Annotated in this window: 27 protein-coding genes; 8 read left to right on the top strand and 19 right to left on the bottom strand. The window is 58.5% G+C overall.

Annotation, left to right across the window (positions count from 1 at the left end; genetic code table 11):
- Positions 1 to 5: 5 nt before the first annotated feature.
- Complete coding sequence (locus KUV51_RS17330; protein WP_222522698.1) at positions 6 to 593, bottom strand: hypothetical protein; 588 nt, start codon at positions 591 to 593, stop codon at positions 6 to 8.
- Positions 594 to 830: 237 nt separating this feature from the next.
- On the opposite strand from KUV51_RS17330, the gene KUV51_RS17325 reads away from it, so the two are divergent.
- Together KUV51_RS17325 and KUV51_RS17320 are read left to right on the top strand one after the other, a co-directional pair.
- Entirely contained in the window at positions 831 to 1,106 is a 276-nt protein-coding gene (locus KUV51_RS17325) for a hypothetical protein (protein ID WP_222522697.1), read from the top strand.
- 119 nt (positions 1,107 to 1,225) lie between these two features.
- Positions 1,226 to 1,507, top strand: coding sequence for a zf-TFIIB domain-containing protein (locus tag KUV51_RS17320; RefSeq protein WP_222522696.1), 282 nt, complete (start codon positions 1,226 to 1,228; stop codon positions 1,505 to 1,507).
- A gap of 6 nt (positions 1,508 to 1,513) precedes the next feature.
- On the opposite strand, the gene KUV51_RS17315 is transcribed toward KUV51_RS17320, so the two are convergent.
- The 12 genes from KUV51_RS17315 to KUV51_RS17260 form a co-directional block, all read right to left on the bottom strand.
- The gene (locus KUV51_RS17315) at positions 1,514 to 1,933 is read right to left on the bottom strand and encodes a hypothetical protein (protein WP_222522695.1); all 420 of its coding nucleotides are present in this window, start codon (positions 1,931 to 1,933) and stop codon (positions 1,514 to 1,516) included.
- A 171-nt stretch (positions 1,934 to 2,104) separates the two neighbouring features.
- A complete protein-coding gene (locus KUV51_RS17310; protein WP_261385891.1) occupies positions 2,105 to 2,410 on the bottom strand; it encodes an ArsR/SmtB family transcription factor in 306 nt (101 codons plus the stop codon).
- Positions 2,411 to 2,476: 66 nt separating this feature from the next.
- Positions 2,477 to 3,382 carry a calcium/sodium antiporter gene (locus tag KUV51_RS17305; protein ID WP_222522694.1) on the bottom strand — a complete coding sequence of 302 codons (906 nt, stop codon included), beginning with the start codon at positions 3,380 to 3,382 and terminating at the stop codon, positions 2,477 to 2,479.
- A 5-nt stretch (positions 3,383 to 3,387) separates the two neighbouring features.
- Positions 3,388 to 3,987 (bottom strand): histidine phosphatase family protein, encoded by a 600-nt coding sequence (locus KUV51_RS17300; RefSeq protein ID WP_222522693.1) that lies wholly within the window; start codon positions 3,985 to 3,987, stop codon positions 3,388 to 3,390.
- Positions 3,987 to 5,045, bottom strand: coding sequence for an ABC transporter ATP-binding protein (locus KUV51_RS17295; protein ID WP_222522692.1), 1,059 nt, complete (start codon positions 5,043 to 5,045; stop codon positions 3,987 to 3,989). The genes KUV51_RS17300 and KUV51_RS17295 overlap by 1 nt, the downstream gene beginning before the upstream one ends.
- A gap of 9 nt (positions 5,046 to 5,054) precedes the next feature.
- Positions 5,055 to 6,800 carry an ABC transporter permease gene (locus tag KUV51_RS17290; protein WP_222522691.1) on the bottom strand — a complete coding sequence of 582 codons (1,746 nt, stop codon included), beginning with the start codon at positions 6,798 to 6,800 and terminating at the stop codon, positions 5,055 to 5,057.
- A gap of 82 nt (positions 6,801 to 6,882) precedes the next feature.
- A complete protein-coding gene (locus tag KUV51_RS17285) occupies positions 6,883 to 8,004 on the bottom strand; it encodes an ABC transporter substrate-binding protein (RefSeq protein ID WP_222522690.1) in 1,122 nt (373 codons plus the stop codon).
- A 23-nt stretch (positions 8,005 to 8,027) separates the two neighbouring features.
- A complete protein-coding gene (locus tag KUV51_RS17280) occupies positions 8,028 to 8,903 on the bottom strand; it encodes a MurR/RpiR family transcriptional regulator (protein ID WP_222522689.1) in 876 nt (291 codons plus the stop codon).
- 404 nt (positions 8,904 to 9,307) lie between these two features.
- A complete protein-coding gene (locus KUV51_RS17275; protein ID WP_222522688.1) occupies positions 9,308 to 9,547 on the bottom strand; it encodes a hypothetical protein in 240 nt (79 codons plus the stop codon).
- An 84-nt stretch (positions 9,548 to 9,631) separates the two neighbouring features.
- Entirely contained in the window at positions 9,632 to 10,150 is a 519-nt protein-coding gene (locus KUV51_RS17270) for a GNAT family N-acetyltransferase (RefSeq protein ID WP_222522687.1), read from the bottom strand.
- Positions 10,151 to 10,341: 191 nt separating this feature from the next.
- Positions 10,342 to 10,824 carry a SecDF P1 head subdomain-containing protein gene (locus KUV51_RS17265; RefSeq protein ID WP_222522686.1) on the bottom strand — a complete coding sequence of 161 codons (483 nt, stop codon included), beginning with the start codon at positions 10,822 to 10,824 and terminating at the stop codon, positions 10,342 to 10,344.
- Positions 10,825 to 11,752: 928 nt separating this feature from the next.
- The gene (locus KUV51_RS17260; RefSeq protein ID WP_261385908.1) at positions 11,753 to 12,334 is read right to left on the bottom strand and encodes a LysE family translocator; all 582 of its coding nucleotides are present in this window, start codon (positions 12,332 to 12,334) and stop codon (positions 11,753 to 11,755) included.
- Positions 12,335 to 12,559: 225 nt separating this feature from the next.
- Here KUV51_RS17260 and KUV51_RS17255 point away from each other — a divergent pair, with 225 nt between their 5' ends.
- The gene (locus KUV51_RS17255; protein ID WP_222522684.1) at positions 12,560 to 12,781 is read left to right on the top strand and encodes a hypothetical protein; all 222 of its coding nucleotides are present in this window, start codon (positions 12,560 to 12,562) and stop codon (positions 12,779 to 12,781) included.
- Positions 12,782 to 12,896: 115 nt separating this feature from the next.
- On the opposite strand, the gene KUV51_RS17250 is transcribed toward KUV51_RS17255, so the two are convergent.
- Positions 12,897 to 13,319 (bottom strand): hypothetical protein, encoded by a 423-nt coding sequence (locus tag KUV51_RS17250; protein ID WP_222522683.1) that lies wholly within the window; start codon positions 13,317 to 13,319, stop codon positions 12,897 to 12,899.
- Between the two features lie 8 nt (positions 13,320 to 13,327).
- The gene (locus KUV51_RS17245) at positions 13,328 to 13,678 is read right to left on the bottom strand and encodes a VOC family protein (RefSeq protein WP_222522682.1); all 351 of its coding nucleotides are present in this window, start codon (positions 13,676 to 13,678) and stop codon (positions 13,328 to 13,330) included.
- A gap of 88 nt (positions 13,679 to 13,766) precedes the next feature.
- On the opposite strand from KUV51_RS17245, the gene KUV51_RS17240 reads away from it, so the two are divergent.
- Positions 13,767 to 14,204, top strand: coding sequence for a winged helix-turn-helix transcriptional regulator (locus KUV51_RS17240; protein ID WP_222522681.1), 438 nt, complete (start codon positions 13,767 to 13,769; stop codon positions 14,202 to 14,204).
- Here KUV51_RS17240 and KUV51_RS17235 read toward each other — a convergent pair.
- Positions 14,190 to 14,543, bottom strand: coding sequence for a winged helix-turn-helix transcriptional regulator (locus KUV51_RS17235; protein ID WP_222522680.1), 354 nt, complete (start codon positions 14,541 to 14,543; stop codon positions 14,190 to 14,192). The two genes, KUV51_RS17240 and KUV51_RS17235, sit on opposite strands and share 15 nt — an antisense overlap.
- A 116-nt stretch (positions 14,544 to 14,659) precedes the next feature.
- On the opposite strand from KUV51_RS17235, the gene KUV51_RS17230 reads away from it, so the two are divergent.
- Both KUV51_RS17230 and KUV51_RS17225 read left to right on the top strand, forming a co-directional pair.
- Positions 14,660 to 15,328: a glutathione S-transferase family protein gene (locus KUV51_RS17230; RefSeq protein WP_222522679.1), complete on the top strand. Its 669-nt coding sequence runs from the start codon at positions 14,660 to 14,662 to the stop codon at positions 15,326 to 15,328.
- 19 nt (positions 15,329 to 15,347) lie between these two features.
- The gene (locus tag KUV51_RS17225) at positions 15,348 to 15,800 is read left to right on the top strand and encodes an SRPBCC family protein (RefSeq protein ID WP_222522678.1); all 453 of its coding nucleotides are present in this window, start codon (positions 15,348 to 15,350) and stop codon (positions 15,798 to 15,800) included.
- A gap of 7 nt (positions 15,801 to 15,807) precedes the next feature.
- Here KUV51_RS17225 and KUV51_RS17220 read toward each other — a convergent pair whose 3' ends face one another.
- Positions 15,808 to 16,410 carry a TetR/AcrR family transcriptional regulator gene (locus tag KUV51_RS17220; RefSeq protein ID WP_222522677.1) on the bottom strand — a complete coding sequence of 201 codons (603 nt, stop codon included), beginning with the start codon at positions 16,408 to 16,410 and terminating at the stop codon, positions 15,808 to 15,810.
- A gap of 49 nt (positions 16,411 to 16,459) precedes the next feature.
- Here KUV51_RS17220 and KUV51_RS17215 point away from each other — a divergent pair, with 49 nt between their 5' ends.
- A complete protein-coding gene (locus KUV51_RS17215) occupies positions 16,460 to 16,903 on the top strand; it encodes a DUF1330 domain-containing protein (protein ID WP_222522676.1) in 444 nt (147 codons plus the stop codon).
- Positions 16,904 to 17,051: 148 nt separating this feature from the next.
- Here KUV51_RS17215 and KUV51_RS17210 read toward each other — a convergent pair whose 3' ends face one another.
- Together KUV51_RS17210 and KUV51_RS17205 are read right to left on the bottom strand one after the other, a co-directional pair.
- On the bottom strand, positions 17,052 to 18,851 hold the full coding sequence (locus KUV51_RS17210; RefSeq protein WP_222522675.1) for an NAD(P)/FAD-dependent oxidoreductase: 1,800 nt from the start codon (positions 18,849 to 18,851) through the stop codon (positions 17,052 to 17,054).
- Positions 18,852 to 19,210: 359 nt separating this feature from the next.
- Complete coding sequence (locus KUV51_RS17205; RefSeq protein ID WP_222522674.1) at positions 19,211 to 19,681, bottom strand: MarR family winged helix-turn-helix transcriptional regulator; 471 nt, start codon at positions 19,679 to 19,681, stop codon at positions 19,211 to 19,213.
- A 64-nt stretch (positions 19,682 to 19,745) separates the two neighbouring features.
- On the opposite strand from KUV51_RS17205, the gene dctP reads away from it, so the two are divergent.
- On the top strand, positions 19,746 to 20,783 hold the full coding sequence (gene dctP / locus KUV51_RS17200; RefSeq protein WP_261385888.1) for a TRAP transporter substrate-binding protein DctP: 1,038 nt from the start codon (positions 19,746 to 19,748) through the stop codon (positions 20,781 to 20,783).
- Positions 20,784 to 20,788: the final 5 nt, after the last annotated feature.

Here is a 20,788-nt window from a genome sequence, read left to right as displayed (position 1 = left end):
GCCGCTCAGAACGACCGCCATATACCCAATTTGAGGGCGAAGATCCCATCTTCGCCCTCGACCCCAAAGACGAAGCTGCGGCCCTTTGGTTTTGGTTGCCAAACCAGAGACGGGGCAAGTGTTGTTGCGGTTTGACCGTCCGTGTCGCTGACAAAGACCTGCATCATAACCTTAAAGCGGTCATTCAAGTTGAGCCCGATGGTCGTATCCAGTTTGAGCATGTCAGGGTTGTCGTCGAGCGCCCATTCGATTGCCCCGTCAATGGCGAGCCAGCCGTAGCGGTCCCACATCTTGATCCCGCGCCCATAGCTCAGACCAGTGCGCAGGAGTGGGTCAGAGTTACCGCCAAACGTGCTGCCGAGCCCAATGTCGTATGCAATCTTATAGGCCCGTTCACCCGTGCGGACCGGTTTGCGGAAGAATAGAAAACCCGTCCCATCGCCCATACGACCGCTGGTCATGTTCACATCTATCTTGGCGCCCAAGGTCAGTTTTGGCCGAAGCCCGTATTCCAGATAGACAGATCCATCCAGCTTTCCCGTTTCCTCGTAGACGCCGCTGTAAGACAGGAAGCCCTTGCGATGTTCCTGCATCCAAGCCCCGGCGATCGCAGATGATGCATCGAGCAGAAAGGCGAGCAGGAAAGGCAGGGTTGGGAGGCGGATGGCAGCAACTCCTCGGGCGATCTTTGTCCCCGCAGCGTTGCTCAGACATGGTTAACAATTGATTAGCGGCTCTTGTTGCACAAAGTCAGACCGCTTTTTGGGGAACCTTTTGAGCATCTTCGGGCGTTATGTGAGCGACGCACCTGATGCGAAAGGAGAAAGACTATGAAAGCGACATTGAGCATTTTGCTTGCCGTTGTGGCCGTACTTGGGGTTGGTGCCGCCGTTTACATGATCGACATCGACCAGACACAGGAGACCCGTCTGCCCGAAGTGACTGTGGAAGGTGGCCAACTTCCCGCATTTGACGCCGAAGTTGGCGATGTCAGCGTGACTGAAGAAACCGTTGATGTGACCGTGCCGGAAGTTGATGTGACGCTGGAGGAGAAGTCCGTGACTGTTCCGGGGATCAAAATCATCCCGCCTTCGGATGACGGCTGAACAGGGTTTGGCTACGAATGACGGCCCCAGCGCACAGCGTTGGGGCCTTTTTTTCTGCCCGACCCTGTGGGGAAGGTGGCGCAATCCTATATGAGACGATGAACAACGGAGAGATGCCCATGCAGTGCCCCATTGACGGAACGCCCCTTGTGATCGCCGATAGGAGCGGGGTCGAAATTGACTATTGCCCGCAGTGCCGCGGCGTGTGGCTGGATCGGGGCGAGTTGGACAAGATCATTGAGCGCGCTGCCGCCTATGCTCCGCCGCCCCCTCCGCCGCCGTCCGAACCTCAGATGAGCCGAGGGTATGATGATCGTGGTTATGACGACCGCGGCTATGATCAACGCCGCAGGAAGAAAAAGGGCATGGGTGATCTGCTGGGCGACATTTTTGATTTCTAGCCAGGATCAGGCCAAGGGCGCGGTTGCGCAGGCCCGAAACCTTTGCACTTCTGGTGCTGCGCCCGTGAGCGAGATCGTGACCGCCGCCGTCTGCGTGAATGCAGTCGCTGTCCTGTTGAATTCAAAGCCGTCCAACACGTTGCCGAACCCTGCATCCGTGACCGTCAGCGTCTGACCTTCCGTTATGTGGCGGCTGGTGGAGATGGTGTTTTGTTGTGGACCGTCGAAGCGGATGGAGAAGGTGGGGGCGTCTGGCCAGCCGTTGGAGCTTGTGACGGCGATCGCATAGAGCCGCGTGGCGTGGTCGTAGGTGACCGCGATGTCGGCTGCCGGTTCGCTGTGCGACAGTGTGCAAACCGGGGTCGCATTGAATTCCCAAGCGTGAGCCGGGGCGGCGAGACAGGTGAGAGCGATGAGGAAACGCATGACGCGGACATAGGCCGGGTTGGTGCGGTTGCCAGTGATGCCAGCACAGATGTGTCACCATGCAGCATCAAGATGGCCGGTCCATGCCCCGCTGTCAGTGTCATCACGGGCTTGCCATCGATGTCGATCATCCGGCGCTTGAAGCCGGGGAGCAGGTTTGTGTCCGCTTGCTCAAAGATGGTCATTGATCCACCCCTTGAACTCGGAAATCGCAGCCTCGTCCCTTTGAAAATAGGACCATCTGCCAATCTTGTTGACCGACAGGAAGCCGGCCCGTCGCAACAGTTCGAGGTGGCGGCTGACGGTGGGCTGGGCCATGTCGAGCTTTGCCGTGATCAAGGTCACGCAGACGCCAATGTCCGATGGCCGACCCGTCGCTTGATGCGAGAAATGCGCGTCGGGGTCGGATAGCCATGTGAGGATGGACAGGCGTGCGTTGCTTGCCAGGGCTTTGGACTGTTCAAGGCGATCTTTCATGAGTTCGGAATAAATAGTTACAAAGCTATGAGTCAATGCAATATCAGCATGAGCTTTTCCGAACCGTCAGAACAGAAAGATCACTGCATAGCCAAAAAGCATGACCGACGCTTCCTGTCTGCTCAGCACGAAACCCGTACGAAGGAAGATGAGTGACACCAGGGATGCTCCGATCATGATCGGAATCCAGAATGCGATGAAGGTGTCCGCGATCAGAACCGGAGACACCAGGGCCGCGCTGCCCAGGACGATGGTGCCGTTGAACACGTTGCTGCCGAGGATTCCACCGAGGATGAGGTCGGGCTGGCGCCGCAGGGCGGCGGCGACACAGGCCGCCATTTCGGGAAGGGACGTACCGATGGCCACAGCGGTCAAACCGATCAGGGCCTCGGACATGCCCAAACTGCCGGCGAGGCCAATGGCGGCGTTGATGAACAGATGTGCGCCGAAGGGCAGGGCGACCAGAGCGGCGATACACCAGCCCATTGCACCGGTCAGCCCACCGGTCCCGTCTGGTTCCGCGCTGTCCTGGTCGTCAAGCGAGTGCCAGCGCAGAAGCAGGTAGATCGTCATTCCCACGATGAGCATTGCCGCATCTGTCCGCGAGACAACCGCATCATATGCGATAATGCCGAAGGACAGAGCGGCCAGAAGCATCGCGCATCCGTCTATGCGCAGGATGTCCGACGCGGTGGCAACCGGTGCGATCAGGGCGGCAAGTGCAAGCACGAGAAGCAGGTTGGCGATATTGCTTCCAACCACATTGCCGACCGCGACATCGGGTGCCGCCGCAAGCATGGCCTGCACCGCGACAAAAAGCTCTGGCGCGGAGGTGCCAAACCCCATGACGACAAAAGCCACGATGACGGGCGGTATCCTGAACTCTGCTGCAAGCCGTTCGATTCCGTCGATCAGCCAGTCCCCGCCATAGAACAGGAGCGTTCCGCCCATGACGAGGAACAGCAGGTCCATGCCCATCAGTCGGGTGCGCCGAAGTCGAGGTCGTCGGGGCGGTAGTTGAAGAGCTCAATTCTGGGAGGCTTGCCGTTGCCCAATCGCAGTGCTGTCAGGCTTGCCGGTGCAACCGGGATGACATGTGCGGGTTGAAGCCCGACATAGCGTTGCAGGAGCGCCCGGATGACACCGCCGTGGCAGACGACAAGGAGGTTCGTACAAGGTTCGCGGCGTTCTTCCTCGATCACGGCGCTGACGCGGTCGGCGAAATCGGGCCATGCCTCTCCCCCCGGTGGCACGGAGGTGCCCGCGCGCCAGCCCTGGTACCCTTCTTCGTCTTCCTTGCGGATGTCGGCGATGGCGCGGCCCGTCCAATCGCCGACATCGTTTTCGCGCAATGCCCTGGAGAAGTGCGGGGCGTCGATGCCCAGGTGCTTGCTGGTCTGGCGCACCCGTTTCAGGTCTGACGCGACGGTCCGGCAGGGCGCGATGTCTTCGATCACCGGGCGCAGGGTCTCTGCCTGGGATTTGCCAAGCTCCGACAGACCGATATCGGCCTGTCCCTGAAGACGGCGGACCGCATTCCATTCCGATTGCCCATGGCGGACAAGCAGCAAACGCATCAGCCGATCCTCGTGCCATCGGGGGCGAACCAACTGTCGGGTTCGCTGGGCAGGCGGAACTGTACCGTCTCGCCGATCCGAAGTGCGGGGGGCTTGTCGACAATGGCCGTCAGGCGCAGCCCATCGCGCAGGCCGGTGACCATGGTGCGGCCCGCGATGGTGCTGGTTTCGACCAGTTCCATGGGCAGTGTGGTGTCGCCTGCCTGGCCGCTGACCGCCATGTTCTCGGCCCGGAACATCGCCATGCAGTCATCCGCAGGCGGTGACAGTGCCATGTGTCGGCCGCCGACCCTGTAGCCTGCGCCGTTCTTGACCACCGGCACCATGTTGTTCGGGGGCGTTCCGACAAAGGTGGCGACAAAGGCCGTTTCGGGCCGGTCGATGAGGTCGGCGGGGGCGCCAAATTGCTGCACGCGCCCCCGATCCATGACCGCGACATGGGTGGCCATGGTCATCGCCTCGATCTGGTCGTGGGTCACGTAAACCGTGGTTGCTCCCGTTGCACGGTGCAGGCGCATGAGTTCGGTGCGCATCTCGACCCGTAGTTTGGCGTCGAGGTTCGACAGCGGTTCGTCGAACAGCAGAACCGACGGTCTTGGTGCAATGGTGCGGGCGATGGCGACCCGCTGTTGTTGACCGCCCGAGATCTCGTTGGGGTAGCGATCGGCGAGGTTGGCGATGTCGAGCAGTTCAAGCACCTCGCGCACGCGCTCTGCGCGTTCGGCCTTGGGCATCGACATGACCTTGAGCGGCCAATCCACGTTGCCGCGCACCGACATGTGAGGCCAGAGCGCATAGGACTGAAACACCAGTCCGGAGTTGCGTTTGGCCGGGTCGACGGCCCAGTCGCGGTCGCCATCCGAAACCGTCTGGCCGTCGAAGATGATCTGCCCTGCGGACGGCAGTTCCAGCCCAGCGAGCATCCGCAGGAGCGTGGTCTTTCCACAACCCGATGGGCCAAGAAGGACCAGGAACGCGCCGTCGGGCACAGAGATCGAGACATCCTTGACCGCTTCGACGCCGCCGAACCGTTTGGTGAGATTGCGTATTTCCAGCATGAAAGACCTTCAGTTCTGCAGCCAGGGCTGGGATTTCGATTGCAGCCCGCTGGCAAGCAGGCTGGCGGCAATGGAGATGAACAGGATCACGACCGTGATCGCGTTGGCGAACTGTGCGAACCCTTCGGAGGCGTAGCGGTAGGCCACCACGGACAGGACCGGCATCGTCGGTGTAAAGAGCAGCACCACCAGCGACAGGTCGCGGACGATCTTGACGAAGATCAGGATGCCGCCTGCCGTCAGCCCGCGGATCGCCAGCGGAATGGTGATGGCGCTCAGTCGACGGGCGAACCCGGCGCCGGTCATGCGGGCGCTTTCCTCAAGCTCGCCGCCCACCTGTTGGATCACCGCACGCCCTGTCTGTACGGAGAACGGCAGCAGGTATGCGGTGGCCGCGATGACGAGCAGCGCAAAGGTGCCGTAGAGTGCGGGCAGGGGCCCGATCGGCGCGCCAAGATAGGCGATGTATGCGGCACCAAACGCGATGCCCGGCACCAGAAGAGGCAGGAAGCCGACTTGCATGATGGCCGCGGACATCCAGCCTTCGCGGTAGCGCGCCGTGGTGTAGGAGGCGAGCAGGCCCACGAACATGCCGGAAAAGGCCACTGCCGCACCCAGACCCAATGTGATTGTCAGCGCGCGCACGATGTCGGCGTTATAGGCGATGCCGGGGATGCCCTGGGCGAAGCCGGGGTCGCTCTGGCCGATCCAGTAGTGCAGGGTCCAGCCCGAAAACAGGTTCGCGGAGGATGGTGCGAGGCTGGAAGCAACGAGAACGATCACCGGCACCACCGTCGCGGCCACCAGAACCACCATCGCAAGTGCAAAGAGGGGCCAGCGCGCCCCGCGCAGGTCGAACCGTTTGGCCCGCCCGCCCTTGCCGGTGATGGTCGCATAGGATCGGCGCCCGGATACCAGACGGTTGCCCACCCAGAGGAAGGCTGCCGAAATCAGCACCAGCAGGATGCCGATCACGTAGCCGCGCCCGACCTGACCCACTTCGATCATACCGAAGAGCCGGGTCGAAAGTGTCTGCATCCGCACGGGCAACCCGAGAAGCGCGGGTGTCGCGAAGTTCGATACCGCCCCGGCAAAACACAGCGATCCCGCAGCGACAAGCGCGGGCAGGGTGACGGGTAGGACAATGCCCATCAGAATCCGCCGCCCCTTGGCACCAGCGATTTGAGCGGCTTCGACAAGATCCGAGTTCACGGTTGCCAACGCGGCTGCAATGATGGTGAAGGCCAGGCTGAAATAATGCAGCGTCAGCACGATCAGCGTGGGCACGATGCCCCAGGCCAGCCAATCGGGGATGCCGATGCCCATCCCCTGCACCCATCCAACCTGTCCACCGACGCGGTCATTGCGGAACAATGCGCTCCAGGCCAGGGCAGCAGCAAAGGACGGGATCATGAATGGAAGCGTCGCCATCACGCCGATGGTTTTGCGGAACGGCACGTTGGTCATCACCACAAGCCAGGCCAGAAAGCCACCGAGCAGGATGCATCCGGTGCTGACTACCACGCCAATCAACAGGGTGTTGCCCAAGGGTTTGTAGAACAGGTTTGTGGACAGTCGCCCGCTCAACACATCGCTCCAGGCGTGGATCGTGTCCGGTTGCAGCGTGAAAAGTACGGTGCGCAAAAGCGGCAGGACGATCAGTGCGACCAGGATGGCCAGAACCACCGTCTTGAGCACCGTGCCCGGCCCGAACAAGACGCGCCTTCCCTGTCCACCTACGGCTGTGTCGGCCATCGAGGTCTTCCTCGCAAATCTGGAATGGAAAGATGCGGGGGGCGGTGTGCTGTCACCCCGACCCCCGCTGGGGAGGAGCGCGTTATTGCAGCGTCAGAACCAGGTCGCCGATATCGGCGCGGATCTTTGCCGTCTCGGTCGGTGCGATCCGCCATGCGGTGAAATCGTCAAGCGGGACCGCGTCCGGGTGCGGCGGGATGTCGGTCCGGGTGACGTAGTCGCCCGCCACGTAGAAAGGCGCAAGGCCCGGTCCGCCGGTTTGCGTTTCGTCGCCCATCAGGAAGTCGATGACGAGGCGGGCGGCTGCGGGGTTCTGCGGTTCGGACGCGAGCGCAAGCACGGCGGGAAAGATAATGCCCGGCGCGGGAATGACGTCGTTTGCCACTTGCAGCGCCCAGCCCTCGTCCGCGTTATCGCGGCGGTCGGAATAGCTGGTGAAACCCACTGGCGGGTTGTCCTGTCCCATCGCGCCCACAGCCACGTTCACGTCATCGGTCGACCCCACGAGGATGAGGTCGTTGTCGAACAGGTCGATGATGAAACGTTCGCCCGCACTGGTTGCGCCGTCCAAATCAATGGCGTGCCCGAACTGCGCCTCGTATGCGGTGCTCATCTCATCCGAACGCAGGACGATTTCCGTCATCAGGTCGAGGTAGTCGCCCCGCTGAAGCGGATCCACCATGACAACGCGTCCCCGCCAGTCGTCCGTTGTCAGTGCCCACAGGTTGTCGATGGGTGCGCCATCTGGATTTGATTCTTCGTTATACATCAGCACCTTGGTTGACAGCCGCTGTGCCAGAAGCGGGCTGCGGTACTCTTCGGGCACCCGGTCGGTCACACGTGGCGGCACGTAGGGTGCGATGATCCCGGTCTCCAGAAGCTCAGTCAGAACAACCGGGGTGTCGGAAATGTAGATGACATCGGCATTTGTCACGCCCGCCTGTGCCTCGGCCTTGAGCCGCGCGATCTGTTCGGTCGACGAGATGTCGAAGCCCTGCAGGTCAATGTCCGGATACGCCTCTTCAAAGGCGGTTTCGACACGGCCAATTCGGCTGGTGAAGGAATAGACGACAACCGACCCTTCCTCCTGCGCGCGTGGAAGCAGTTCCTGCGCTGTCATGTCATCGATATGCCCGTCGGCCAGCGCTGCCGTAGACAAAAGGATACCTATCGCGCCGAGGCGCTTTGCCGTCAGTCGTGCCATGTTTTTCTCCCGTGGGCCCTAGGTCATTCGAACCGCTCGATCAGCTGGCCGAGCCGATCGAGTTTCTTCAGCGTTTCCTTTTTCGCCGTGAGGCCTGCCGCGATGACGATCGCGTTGCAGACGGTCATCGGAACGATCAGTGTCTGGAAAGCGTCCGGGTCGCCCGAACGTGGGGCAGCAAGCAGATGGTCGGGACCGGGCGCCAGAAGTGCGCCGGACTTGCCCGAAATCATGATCGTCTTGGCGCCCGTCTCCTTCGCGACTTCCATCAGGGCCGCGTAGCCCCGCGGTGGCCGACGAAACGCAAAGCTCAGCACCACATCCCCCGCGCCGATGCCCAAAAGTTGTTCTGCCAGGCCACGGGGATCCGGTACGAGATGTTGGACATCCTTGCCGAAGCGGCGAAAGCGTTTGACCATCATCAGCGACAGGACTTCGGCATTGCCGTAGCCATAGACGAAGATGCGCCTCGCGCCCATCAACAGCCCTGCCACCTCGGCGATCTGGTCCGCGTCTATGAATTCCTCGATCCGGCCAAGCGCCTGCGCTTCGTCCAGCGCCAGTTTGCCGAGGATCGTCTCGGGCGTGCTGGTCGTGATGGTCTTTTCGAACCGGGTCGCCGTTTCATGCGTTGCGATGAATTCCTCGCGCAGGGCGTCCCGAAAGGATGCGTAGCCGTCAAATCCGAGCTTCTTGGCCAGACGCGATGCGGTGGCCTCGTGCACGCCAACGGCCCGCGCCAGTTCCAGAGCCGTCCCAAGCGCCGCGGCCTTTGGCCTGTCGATGACCGTTTCCACGAGCCGCCGCTCGCTCGGCGTCAGGCTTGGCGCCTGGCCTGAAATCTTGTCGATAAGGGACATCTCGATCTTTCCAGTGGTGAACTGCAAGCAGGCTTGCATGATTCTTTTCTTGCTGCAAGCTTGTTTGCATCTTGTCTGGTGCCCCTGTCAGGGTGATCATGGCCGTGAGGTGGACAGGGGGTGCACATATCTGTGGGCGTGCGTCACAGAAAGAGCGGGCGGGCACGGTCAATCGTGGGCCGGGGTGGGGGACAGATTTTGATGTTCGACATTCAAAGTCTGCCATTCAGACTAATAAGTCTTTGATAATGATTTGAAAATATTCCACATCGACAAATCTGTCTGCGCTCGACGACACGCTCATCTCGCCTTTCGACACGGTACTCTTGGTCGTTTTTGTCGTTCAGGCAAGAAAGAAGCCGCCCGGTCTTGATCGGCTTCGGATGTCTGCCCTGTTTGCGCATGTGGCGTTGGCGGGCCGTCATCTTTCAGACCCGCCTGACTCAACAGCTCCTTGATCGAACGTCTGACCAAGTGCCATCTTTGTTGAAGGTCATCGGCAAGACCTCGATCGGTTCGGTTCGGCGCAGCAGCGTCCCATCTTGATTGATGATCGTCTTGGCCTCGGAGGTTCTCGTGACAGTTACCCAGGCAGGCCATTGCTTGCTCTGCATGAAATTGCGGAACCGGCCAGTGAAATGCCGCATGCCGAATGCTGCAGCGGCAGCCATCTTGGCGGCCATTCGCTGCCGATGCGAAATCAAGGACAGGTTAGGGGGCTGAACTGCGGACGAAGCGATCATCCGGTGTCTCAAGGTCAATGTCCGCTAGCTGCTTGGTGGCGGCGGAAGACGAAAGACGTCACGGCTCACTCCATCGGGAAAATCCTCGCGTGCAATCTTTTGACCGCCGAGTGAGGAAACAAGGGATCTGGCTGCGGTGTTCTCATCTTTCATATGGGTTTCCACCAGATCCCACTTCAGTTCATTGTATCCATAGGCAATAGCAGCAGTGGACGCCTCTTTTGCAAACCCTTGCCTACGCCACGAAGAACCGATCCACCATGTCAGCTCCGGGCGTGGCCAGCCCGTTGGCCACGCAAAACCGGCACTGCCGACAACCGTTTCACTCTCCTTGAGCACGATGGTCCATTTGCCATACCCCCGCAGGTGCCAATGACCGCAATCGCGCGCTAGCCTGTTCCATGCCGCTACAGCATCGATTGGTCCGCCGGAGAAATGCGATGCTTCTGCATCGCCGTAGAATTCGCAATAGGCCTTGAGGTCCGGCTCACCGGGTGGCCGCAGAAGTAGCCGATCTGTTTGTAGGTGCGGGATGCAAACCATTCTGACGGTTTCCTGTGATGAAAACAGATAGGGTCGTCGTCGGAGCAGACATTGGCTACGCTACAAGGGGAATACAAGAAGGGCCGGACTCCGACATTGGTGCAAGTCAAGCATCGGCCGTTTAGCTTCAGGGCTGCCATTTGGTGCGGATAGTGCCGTGGCGACAAACCAACCCATCCGGTGACGACCGCCTATGTGTCTGGAGCAATCACCTGTCGGAGCATCTTGGCAATGGACAGGGCTTCGGCTTCGCTGTTCATGGTCAGCAGAAACCCTTCGGCCCGCACCGGATCAAGGATCTTGGCGGCTATGACGATCTGTCCGTCGACGATCACGGCCAGCGTCCGGCCTACATTTTCAGTGGAGATTCTTTCATAGGCCAGCGAACCGGCAGGCGTCAGCATCACGTTGAAGCCCGGGCTTCTTTTGTCGCCTTCTACGGTCCAGTGCACGTTACCAACGCTCACGAAATCAGACGGCCCCAGGAGAGTCTCTGGTTCAACGTCAAGCGTTGTCTCGCTTCTGGCAGTATCGAGCGCTCCATCGTCGGCCGGTGCCCCGGTGACCAATCTAATTTCGATAGGTTCGAAATCCGAATTCGCCAATGCGGGCGCGGTTTCGAAAAACGGTACCAACAGCACGGCGATCGCTGAAAACAGTCGGGGTAGACACATGTTCTTCTCCCTTATGTGTCTGACAGTTGGATGCTGGAATGCCGATGTGCAAGTAGACATCGCTGCCAAAGAGCCGACTGCTGACGGTAACGGCAAGACGCTGCATGGGACACACACGTTAGCGAGGCGCACGCAAGCAGAGCTTTGCCGCCATGCAATAATATAGAAGGAAGGGCTGGGTGCTGACATCCGACTGTTTTGGTCGTTTGATCAGTCCCCAGCATGAAGCCGACATCCGTTCCATGACCTGCGATGGCTGAGGCCTGGACGTTCCGGTTTTTGCCGCAAGCGCACCCATGGCCGCTCTCGTTATGGTTCTAGAACCACATATCTTTCAGCTTCCGACTATCGGAGGGCAATCGCTTGAACGTGTCATAGCCGTCAAAATGGTTGACTGAGACTTCGCTGATTTGCTTCGGGTCAGCCATACGGACATTCACGGCGCTCCAATAGCGGCCCTCCGCATCAGCGATGGTTCCGACATAGTGCGTCAGACATCCACAAGTGGTGCAAAAGTGAAAATCGATATCTCCGTCACCACGATCACTTCGTCTGTAGGTGCTTGTGCTACCTGACGTATCGATGCTGTGCCCAATATAGCCATATGCCCAAAGCACACCGTATCGGCGACAAACCGTGCAGTTGCATGCGGTCACTGACTCTGGTGTTGCTTCGAGCGTCCAACTCACCGCTCCACAATGACACTGTCCTCTAAACATCCGGCTGTTCCCGTTTTGGCCTTCTCCAGCTCATCTTATCATAGGCAGCGATGTGCTCGGCCGACTTACGCCCGTCAAATTGGGAATGGGGAACTCGCGGCGGATGACCGCCCGAGGGAGACATGGCCTTGAGCACCCTTAACGCCGGGTCAGCGGACGAAGCGGATTTCCAAGTCGTCCTTTGAAAGCCGCTTCTGTGAGCTACTGGGCTACTGCAATCGCGCAGTTGCGACTTTCAGACCTGCCAGTCCAAAACCAACGGCAAATGCACCTTCAAACCAACGACGCAATTTCAAGTATAGGCGTGTCATGGACGGCGCGGAGAACAGCATAGCGTATCCAGAATAGACGATCGTTGCTTGTAGCCCAACTGCGCCAACCACTGTTGCAAGTTGCATTGGGCTGGCATCCGATGGCATTCCCATCGAATACAGAGCGCCAAAAAACAGGATCGATTTGGGGTTGGTCAGATGTAGTGCCGCACCACGTACAACCAGCGCTGCAGGTTTGCCTTCAATTGCTTTGGTCTTCACGTCTGTGGTGGACAGTGCAGACCGAGCAGATCTGTACGCCAAATATAGGAGATAGGCCGCACCTGCATATCGGATGACCTCAAATACCCATGCATTGGCGAGCATAACAGCCCCAAGGCCAAGTGCCGCAGCAATAGACCACGCCAGCGAGCCGATCATTATGCCGGCTGTGAGAAATAGACCTGCCCGTCGCCCGCGTGCCATCGAGGTTCCCGCGACAGCGAGAGATGCAGGACCTGGGCTGAGGCTTGCCGCCAAGGCGGCAAGCAAGATTACGACGAGATTTACATCGTCTATCAAAACACTTTCCCTTCAATATGTTGCGTCAATTTGCGTGTTTAGATGAGCACGGAACACAGCGAATGAAAAGCGTGAGACTTTTCTGTCACCTCGCCGTCTGGGACTGCGAACGGCCATGCAGAATACGAGGTGGCCGTCACGCGAATTCAAAGCACTTGGCGGAACGCCCACGACCTTCAGAACATGACGGCGAGTGTTGACGATAACGGCACGCTGAACCTGACCGCCGAGATCATCTATTCCAACCTGGGCATGATGGACGGCCTTGTCGCACGGCGTATCGAGTATGAAGGGACGCTGTCCTACGAGACCGGCGAGGCGCTGCCAAAATTCACGCGGATCGAACTAACGCCGGTGGGTCTGGTTGAGGTCGAAACAATCGAACCCTTCACGGGCGTTGAATAAGCAGCTCTTGCGGGGCCGATTTGGTTCGCTGCCGTTGATCAGGCACCGGTGACATCCGAAGCGCTGGAGAATGGCGTCGCGCATCACATCCTCAGGGGAGCAGTGTCTCGAACCACTAGTTGGCAGTATTCTCCGCTTTCCTGGACGTGCGGAATATGAACCCGAGTGCGAGTGCGAACAGCCCGAACTGCAGCGCCAGATAGATGGTCTCCATCAGGATAAATGTTGGCGCTTGCGGAACATTCTGCTTGGCCACCAGCGCCAGCACGTGGCTTGTCCAAAAGAACACGCCCAATAACCCCGCAAACTGGAAGGCACGGGCATGGCCCGCGCTGCGCGGATTGAACATCGGATAGATGGCGGCGAGGACCACCCCCTGAATGACTATTGTGGCAAGACCGATTGCGACATCGGGTTCTCCGTCGAAATAGCCAAAGGTCATGTATCTGTCCTTGAACAAAGCCAGATGCCAGACAAGCGCAAGGGGGAATACGATTACTGGATAGGTCGCTGCGGCCAGGATCTGTTTTTTCAACATGCTGGATCTCACATGCTCGAGCCGCGCTTCCAAAGGGCCATCGGGCTGCCGCCCGGGTCACGGATAAAGCTGGCATCCCCTGCCGGTCCCTTGACGTCTTCCACGATAACGTGTGCGCCGTTCTCTCGGGCACGAGCCGTGGCGGCGCCAAGGTCATCAACCTCAAAGTAGGGAACCCATCCCGTGATGCCCTCCAGCTCGTCGCAGATCGCGGCAAAGGGCGCGTCCACGCCGCCCTCATTCAGAAATGTCATCGTCTCAACACGCCGCGGCTGCCATCCGAACATGGCCTGAAGGAACCGGGTCGTGTCTTGTTGCTGTGCGGTCATGTTGTCGAACCAGACGAAGGGTGTAGGCATTTTCTAACTCCACTTGCATTTTGCAAGTATTCTGGTACTTGATACACTTGCACATTGCAAGTGGATTGCAATCGTCTATATCCCCCCTATGGCAAAACAGGAAAAACCGGACTGGAATGGATGCCCGACGCGCTACGCGGCCGGGATCGTGGGCGACAAGTGGTGTTTCCTGCTGCTCAGGGACGTGCTCCTGCACGGCAAGCGCACCTACCGCGAATTCCTGGGCTCACCCGAAGGTATCTCGACCAACATTCTGGCAAACCGGCTGGCCAAGCTCGAAACGCTTGGCATGCTCACCCGCGAACCCGACCCGCGCAAAGCTAGCAGCGTGTGCTATTTCCCGACCAAGAAGGCGCGGGATTTTCTGCCAGCGTTGATTTCGATGATGGTGTGGGCCACGCGATATGACGAGGTCACCGAAGCCCCCGCATCCTTTGCCAAAAGCTTTGGCGAAGACCCCAAGGGCACCATCGCGTGGTACGAGACAGAAATCGACCGGGTGGATCAGGCGTTACGTGCCGGCTGAACGATTGACCCACCAGTCGTGCATGGACGTGAACACAGGTGCCAGGGCCAAGCCATCCTTGCTTGCCGAATACTCCACCCGCGGCGGCACCTCGGCATAGACCTTGCGGATGACCAATCCGTCCGCCTCCAGGGCCCGTAGCTGATTGGTCAGCATGGTCTGAGTGATCCCATCGATGGATTTGCGCAACTCGCCGAACCGCTTTGTCCCCTGAAAGATCAGGATCTGCAGAATCAGCAGCTTCCATTTGCCGCCAATCATACCGATCACACGTGGCGCGGGGCATGGGACTGCATCTGAAATCGCGATGTCAGCGGGGGTGGTCCGGGTCTGAGACATCTGTTTTCTTTCATTAGTACTGTTTTTGATAGTATATACAAAAACTCTGCCTACTTTTCAGATCATACCGTCCCGGATAAGCCTCTGTAAACACGCATATCCAGAGGACACAGATCATGACACTTGAGTTTTGGACCGTAAGCGGCGCGCCAAGCCCCTGGCGCGCGGCGCTTGGCATGGCCTTCAAGGGCCTCGAATACGATGTGCACCTGCTCTCCGCTGGGCAGAAAGAGCACAAATCCGATGCCTACCTTGCCATCAATCCGCGTGGCACCGTTCCGACCGTCAAAGACGGCGACATGACTCTTGGTCAATCCATCGCGGTCCTCGCCTGGCTGGACCGGAAGTTCCCCGCGTCCCCTCTGTTCGGCGAGACGCCGCAAGACGCAGGCACAATATGGCAGCGCACCATGGATGTCTTTGACTACTTGCCCGATGCAACAAGCGGCGTGTTGTCCCCAATTTTCTTCGACGGTGCAGACAAGGCCACAGATGATCTGAAGGCCGCGGCCAAGACCTTGCAGGCCGAGTTGAAGCACCTGACTGATACTCTGGCTCAACATCCCTTTTTGTCAGGCACACGGCCGGGCGCGGTGGACGCCGTCGCGTTCCCCCATGTCCGACTGATCCAAAGGGCAATGGAGACGAAACCACAGATCATGCAAGATCTCGGACTGCCCGATCTGACTGCATTGTCGCCAGAGATCGCAGCTTGGGTTCAACGGGTCGAAGCCTTACCCAATGTTGCACAAACCTTTCCGCCCCACTGGGCAAATGCCGCCTGAGGAAAGGGGTGAGACAAACATGCAAAACTACCAGAAATCCATTGACGTCTCGGGGCATCCGGCAGCCGCATTCGACGCCGTCACACGCGGTGTCGAACATTGGTGGACCCGCCCGGATCACCCGCTTATTCGCATCGGCGATCGAGCCAAGTTCACGTTCCCTCCCGGCGTGTCATACTGGACATTCGAACTGACGGGCATGGATCGTCCCTCTCGGGTCGAGTGGACCTGCGTCGACGCCCTGCATATCCACGAGGGTCAGCCAAAAGAGATCGAGACCGAGTGGCTTGATACAAAAGTAGTTTGGGACATCACTGGACAAGGTGACGGCACACGGATCAGGCTAGAGCATGACGGCCTCACCCCAAACCTGCTCTGCTACGATGTCTGTGAGGCGGGCTGGGACATGTTTTTCCTCGGCAGCCTGAAACAATATCTCGACACCGGCCAAGGCACTCCACACAAGGAGTGATCACACTTCAGTCGCCAGTGCCGTCGCGCAACAAGCTCTGGGTGAGGACCAGTTCCAAATGGGTGGCGATGGCCTCCTCGCTCCAGTCACAGTCTTTGCGCAACAGCCCCCAGGCTTGAACGCTCGTCTGCACCCAGAAGAACTGGCTGGCGTGTTCCGGGCTCCATTCATCCCTCAAAGCGCCGTCGCGTTGCAGGCTGCGCATCAGATCAAGCAACCACTCGCGCAACTCGTCCATGCGATCTGCCCACGCTGTCGCTGCATCAGCGTCGGTGTCACGCAGCCGGATCAGATCCTTGGCCACAGGATAAATCTTGGGGACAAAGGCCAGCCAGGCCTGCAGCGTGCGCACAATCCGGTCCTTTGGCTGTTGCAAGCTGAGTGCGACATCGAACTGCTTTTTGATCTCGAACCGTTCGTCAGCGCGCCGGACCAAGGCGACCAACAAGCCACCACGCGATCCGAAATGCAGGTATATCGTCTGCCGGCTGATCCCGGCGGAAACCGCTATGTCCGAGACCGAAACATCCGCACCCTTCTCCGAAATCAGATCCCACGCGGCATCGAGAACCTGCGACCGGGTCTTATCCCCTCTAACGTTTGTTGACACGTGTAACGATTCCTGTTTATTGACACGCGTCATTAAAGTGGAGATTGCAATGAACTTCAACGACACGGTCCGTTCGCTTGTGGAGAGTTATGGCGATGGGGCCGACGGCCATGCACCGACGCCTGCGCAGTGGCAGCGGATTCTGCAGCGAGAACCCAACAAACCTTTCAGTTTGGTGAACTTCTTCAAGTTCCATCAAACAGCGGATTACGGGGACGAACTTGCGCCAGCGGCAACCGGTAGAGAGGCGTTCCAGCGCTACGCAGATGTCAGCGTCCCCTCAATGCATGGAGCGGGCGGTGAGTTCCTGGCAGTTGCACCTTTTGCCGGCAGCCTGTTTGGCCAGGATCAAGATTGGGATCTGATTGCCATCGGCAAGTATCCCAACCTCGACGTGTTCATGTCGCTCTACTCCAACCCAGAGTACATCAAGGCCTTTCGGCACCGGACAGCCGCCGTCGCCCGTCAATTTGTTGTTGCGATGGAGCACTGATTTACGCTCCATGTTTTTCTGCAATCCAAAGGCCTGCGGACCTTCGCTGCCACTGCACAACAAGTAGATGGGCGAACTCACGGTCCGCGGGCCAAGCGGCAGATCTTTCAACCACGTTGAATGGCCGCTTAATCGCCTCGAATGGATCTCAGCTTAGATGATGGACATCTTGCAACCCATAGACCGGGGTCGGAATGCCTTCCATTCTCGCTTTGATTTGCAAAGACAAGAACTGTGAGTAGTGCCTCGATTGGTGTAAGTTACCGCCGTGCATCCATAAATTCGGCACCTGCGTTGGTTTCCACATATTCCGTTGCTCGCCTTCCCACGGACCAGGGTCTTTCGTTGTGTCGGAACCGAGGCCCCAGCATTTGCCGAGTCTGTCGGCCATGTCCTGCCCCATCAAGTCTGCGACCCAGCCATTCATCGAATTGTACCCGGTCGCGTAGACAACCAAGTCCGCATCCAAGTGGGTGCCATCGTCAAGGATGACACCTGTCTCATCAAGCGCTGTGACCTGACCGCGTTTCAGCTTTATTTGACCGTCGATGATGAGCTGACTCGCGCCAACGTCGATATAGTACCCCGATCCACGCCGCAGATATTTCATGAACAGACCGCTGTCGTCGTCGCCCCAGTCCAGCCAGAACCCGGCCTTTTCCAGCCCCTCGTAGAAATCCTTGTCTTGCTCTTTCATTGCGGCATATGCGGGGATCTGGAATTCGTGGAGGATCCGATAGGGCAGCGATGCAAAGATCAGGTCAGCCTTTTCGGTCGTCATCCCGCTTTGAACGGCACGCTCGGAATACAGATCGCCCAATGCAACGTCCATCAGCGTTTCGGATCGAACGATATGGGTCGATGAGCGCTGCACCATGGTGACATCAGCATCCGCTTCCCAGAGAGCCGCACAGATGTCATGGGCCGAGTTGTTTGAGCCGACTACGACGACCTTCTTTCCAGTCCACGCGTCTGGCCCATCATGTTCGGAGGAATGCTGTTGCACGCCTTGGAAACTCTCCATCCCGGGAAAGGACGGCATGCGCTTTTTACCGGACATGCCCGTCGCCATGACAAGTTGTTTGGGCTTGATCACAACCTCTTCGCCATTCCGGTCCACAACGAGTGTCCACTCGCCGCTGGCCTCATCGAATGTAGCCGATTTGGCCGTGGTCCGGGTCCAGTAGTTCAGCTCCATGACCTTGGTATACATTTCAAGCCAGTCGCCAATTTTGTCCTTTGGTGAAAAGACAGGCCAGTTGTCGGGGAACTTGATGTACGGGAGGTGGTCGTACCAGACGGGATCGTGCAGGCACAGAGACTTGTAGCGGTTCCGCCAGCTGTCACCGGGGCGTTCGTTTTTCTCCACGATGATTGTCGGGACGCCAAGCTGGCGCAAACGGGCACCCATGGCGATGCCGCCTTGGCCACCGCCGATGATCACGCAGTACGGCTGCGTTTTGTAACCCAGTTCAGCCTCTTCTCGGGCGCGTTCTTCAGCCCACGTGGCCCTGTTTTTGCCTGCGCCGTGTTTCGCGCCCATGGCCCGGTTGAAGCCGGCTGGTTCTTCATGCCCTTTCAACTCGACCATGGTTGTCAGAAGGGTCCAAATCTTGTCGCCCTTCAGCCGGATCAGCCCATAGCCACGCGCGACATCCGTCTCAAAGGTGATCCAGGCTGTGGTGACGCCACCATCCTCTGTCACGGTCTCACCCTCGGCGATTTTCCAGCCAGAGGGTTTCGTTGTTGCCAATTGATGGGACAACATGTCGGCTATCTGGTCTTTGCCTTCGACCGTCTTGATGTTCCAAGTGAAACTGACAAGATCACGCCAATAACAGTCAGTCTCGAACATTTCGGTGGCGCGCGCGATGTCGCCCTGCGCGAGCGCATCTCCAAAGTCATCTAAAATCGCCTGGGTTTGATCTGAGGTCGTTGTGTCGAGCATTGTATCCTCCCATTGCTTCTCAAGGACCCACGGAGGCACGTCAGATGCAAATCGACATTTCTGAGGTAGCTCACTTTGAACAGTGACTTTCGAAGCATAATCGGCGCAACTATCGTTGGTCAGCTTCAGCCTACGATTACATCTGCTTTTGCCAAAGCAGACTTTCAAAATTGCCGCAGCATCGGCCAGAAATGGGCTCTGGAAGGACTTCGGAAGCACTGCGACATCTGAATCGCGGGTCTAGCCATTTGCTTTGACTGGCCGTAGGCCGCCGTCCGGCACGGCCTGTGAGTTCCGCGGTGGCCGTCTAAAAAACTTGCGTTCGCTGCTGGCGCCAAATCGAGCTGTGACAACTGTGCCTATTCGCTCGAAGTAATTTTTGCCAAACGGTCCAACTCAGACTGATAGCCTCTCAGCTCCTCAAGCAGGCCCTCGCCTGATGTTCCTTTGGTCGTAATCTGCGCGTTGAGATCATCGAGTACAGGCTGAGCTTTCTCAACCAAGCTTGCACCCTGGGCCGTAGATCGAACCACTTTGACCTTCGCGTTCTCTGGGTTCCGCGACCGTTCAATATGTCCGGCTTTCTCCAGCCTTGCGAGACCGTTGCTCACGTGCGGTTTCTGAAGGCCGCATTCGTCGCAGATGTCTTGCGCACGACAGGATTGTAGGCCGACAACCGCGCGCAGAATGCGCCAATCCTGCCAATTCAGGCCGGTTTGATCGTAGACGATCTGGGAGTAAAGCAGCATCAACTTGTGTGACAGAGAGTGAATGGCGGCGATCAGACCTTCGCCTGCCACGGGTTCTTCGATGTCATCCTGCGTCGACATTCTCGATTGGCCTTCGTTGATTTACATATGTAATTGACAATTATGCTGCCGCATTGCAACGCTGTTGATCAAGACAAAATTGCGAACAACACAAAAACGCAAGGGAGGAGTCATGCGTAGCATGTTTAAGGCGGTCTTGGCCGCGACGATGATCATGGCGGCACCGATGGTGGCGCAGGCTGAAACGATTATCCGGGTCACGCTGCAGTTACCGGAAACTCATTCGTTGGGACAGAACTGGAGCGCATTCAAGGACATCATTGAAGAGAAGTCGGGCGGGGAGCTGAAGGTTCAGTTGTTCCCATCTGCTCAGCTCTTCAAAGACAAGGAAGTGCCAGGGGCGGTTGGCTCGGGCGCTGTTGAGGCTGGTTCTGCATTCTTGGGACGCTTCACAGGTGCAGTCCCCGCTGTTGACGTCGTTAACCTGCCGTTCTTCTTCCGGGATGAAGCGCATTTGCGTGCTGCTGTCGCAACGGGTTCCCCAATGCGCAATATCCTTGACGCGGCCGTGCTCGAGGAGACAGGCGCCAAGGTTCTTTGGTGGCAAGCCTTCGGTCGGAACGTCTACCTGTCCAGCGGTTCCGCGATCCGCACCCCTGCGGACCTGAACAATCAAAAGGTGCGGACCTACGGCAAAGTGCTTGGCTGGACTGTCGAAGCCCTGGGTGGCGCGCCAACTCTGATGTCCGGCTCCAAGCAGTTCCTGGCCTATCAGCAGGGTGCAGTGGATGTCGGTATGACAGGTGCTTCTGCCGTTAAATCCCGCAAGCTGCACGAAGTGATGGATCATATGACACTGTCCTATGACAGCGCCATCGAGTTCGTCGCCGTTATGAACAACGACTTCTTCGAAAACCTCTCGCCTGAGCATCAACAGATCGTTCTGGACGCGGCCGCCGAGGTGGAGCAGCAGTTGCGCGACGCGATCTATGCCGAAGAAGATGCCATCGTCGAAGAGATGCGCGACCTGATGACAGTCGTCGACCTGTCTGACGAAGAACGTCAGCAATGGGTCGATGCAACGTCCAGCGTGGCACAGCGTTTCATCGATGACGCGGGCGATACAGCAGCCAAGGTGATTTCAGCCGTTTCCGGCATGTAATCCCC

This window comes from Tateyamaria omphalii (genome assembly GCF_019802125.1).
In the GTDB taxonomy this organism is placed as follows: domain Bacteria; phylum Pseudomonadota; class Alphaproteobacteria; order Rhodobacterales; family Rhodobacteraceae; genus Tateyamaria; species Tateyamaria omphalii_B.
The sequence above is the reverse complement of the archived record's forward strand: the minus strand, read 5'-3'. Positions and strand labels throughout refer to the sequence as shown.